Genomic DNA, 2,168 nt, shown 5'->3' with positions numbered 1-2,168 from the left:
AAACTCTTCAATTTAAGTTTGGTTGCTTCGAAAAGCGGCTCAATGAATTGCTGAAATAAACTGTTCGACTTCTTATTGCTAAGAAATCGTCTTGGCCACTTCACCAGACATTGAAAATCAAAAATTGTTTTTGATGTTCGATGCTGTGAGTGCCCACACAGATTGCTTGATTCAAATTGTTAAAGAGCGACGCAACAGTGTGTTGCTGCGGGAGTGGAATTCTACTCAACCGCCTTCTCGAGTCAAGCCTTATTTTTAAAGGCTTTTCGAGGTTACCGACGAGGTTGTTTGCGTTGCCGCTTGCCCTGTCGATGGAGGCGCATTATAGGGAACAGATTCTTTCTGGCAAGCAGATAATTGCAAAAAGATGGCTTTCGCTGTTTGTTCGCTCACAAAGCCACCAATTGGCATATTAAACCGGCGAAATCAGCTCACTGCAGGCACCGCAACAGCAAAATCGTGCAGATTGTCATAGAGAGCGTCGGCCAGCCCACTACCCGTTTCGGTCACCGGCTTGCCGGTTCTGACCATGATCTTGTGACCGACCCCGGCATTGACGGCAGCTTTTAGATCGGAAGGCTTGTCACCCACCATATAGGAACGACTCATGTCGATCCCCAGTTCCTGTTGCGCCAACAGCAGCATGCCTGGCTCCGGTTTGCGGCAATCACAGGGGGCGCCGTGATCCGGATGATGGGGGCAGAAGTAGATGCCATCGAGATCCACATCCCGATCAGCCAGTGACCAATCCATCCATTCAGTCAGATTCATGAAGTCATCTTCACTGAAGTAGCCGCGGGCAATTCCGGACTGGTTGGTGACGACGACCAGCAGATAGCCTTTCTTTTTGAGGAGCTGCAGGGCGTCTATGACTCCGGGCAGAAAATGGAAATCATCGACCTGACTGACATAGCCAGTGTCTTCATTGATGACACCGTCACGATCCAGAAAAATGGCGGGGTTGCTCACGGAAACTACCTCTATCAATGGTTTTACCCAGTATCTCACAGGCCATAAATAGCCCCAAAAATAAAAGGGGTGGCCGAAGCCACCCCTTTTCATCTTTGTATATAACGAATCGATTAGGCGATTACGCTAGCTACAACACCAGCACCTACGGTACGGCCACCTTCACGGATAGCGAAACGCAGGCCGTCGTCCATCGCGATCGGAGCAATCAGGGTAACAACCATCTTGATGTTGTCGCCCGGCATTACCATCTCTACGCCTTCCGGCAGTTCGATGGTACCGGTCACGTCGGTAGTACGGAAGTAGAACTGCGGACGGTAGCCTTTGAAGAACGGGGTATGACGACCACCTTCTTCTTTGGACAGTACGTACACTTCAGATTCGAACTTGGTGTGCGGCTTGATAGAACCCGGCTTGGCCAGTACCTGACCACGCTCTACGTCTTCACGCTTAACACCACGCAGCAGCGCGCCGATGTTCTCGCCTGCACGACCTTCGTCCAGCAGCTTACGGAACATTTCTACACCGGTACAGGTGGTAGAAACGGTATCTTTGATACCAACGATTTCTACAGTCTCACCTACTTTAACGATACCGCGCTCTACACGACCGGTAACTACGGTACCACGGCCAGCGATAGAGAATACGTCTTCGATAGGCATCAGGAACGGCTGGTCAATCGCGCGCTCCGGCTCCGGGATGTAGGTATCCAGGTGGCCAGCCAGCTCGATGATCTTCTCTTCCCACTGAGCGTCGCCTTCCAGCGCTTTCAGCGCGGAACCACGAACTACCGGCAGGTCATCACCCGGGAAGTCGTACTCGGTCAGCAGTTCACGAACTTCCATCTCAACCAGTTCGAGCAGCTCTTCGTCATCAACCATGTCACACTTGTTCATGAACACGATCATGTACGGGATACCAACCTGACGACCCAGCAGGATGTGCTCACGAGTCTGCGGCATCGGGCCATCAGTCGCTGCTACTACCAGGATCGCGCCGTCCATCTGGGCAGCACCGGTGATCATGTTTTTAACGTAGTCGGCGTGACCCGGGCAATCTACGTGGGCGTAGTGACGGGTAGCGGTGTCGTATTCTACGTGGGAGGTGTTGATGGTGATACCACGCTCACGCTCTTCCGGTGCCTTGTCGATCTGGTCGAAGGCGAAAGCTTTACCACCGAAGTGCTTGGCCAGCACGTT

At 52.3% G+C, this 2,168-nt stretch carries 2 protein-coding genes; both read right to left on the bottom strand.

Annotated elements, in window-relative coordinates:
* Positions 1-426 precede the first annotated feature (426 nt).
* Positions 427-969 (bottom strand): D-glycero-beta-D-manno-heptose 1,7-bisphosphate 7-phosphatase, encoded by a 543-nt coding sequence (gene gmhB / locus AB5Z02_RS12595; RefSeq protein ID WP_168769957.1) that lies wholly within the window; start codon positions 967-969, stop codon positions 427-429.
* A 113-nt stretch (positions 970-1,082) separates the two neighbouring features.
* Positions 1,083-2,168: elongation factor Tu (gene tuf, locus AB5Z02_RS12590; protein ID WP_368216046.1), on the bottom strand; the 1,086-nt coding region annotated here is incomplete at its 5' end.

The organism is Aeromonas sp. R2-3 (assembly GCF_040908375.1).
Lineage (GTDB): Bacteria > Pseudomonadota > Gammaproteobacteria > Enterobacterales > Aeromonadaceae > Aeromonas > Aeromonas veronii.
The sequence above is the reverse complement of the archived record's forward strand: the minus strand, read 5'-3'. Positions and strand labels throughout refer to the sequence as shown.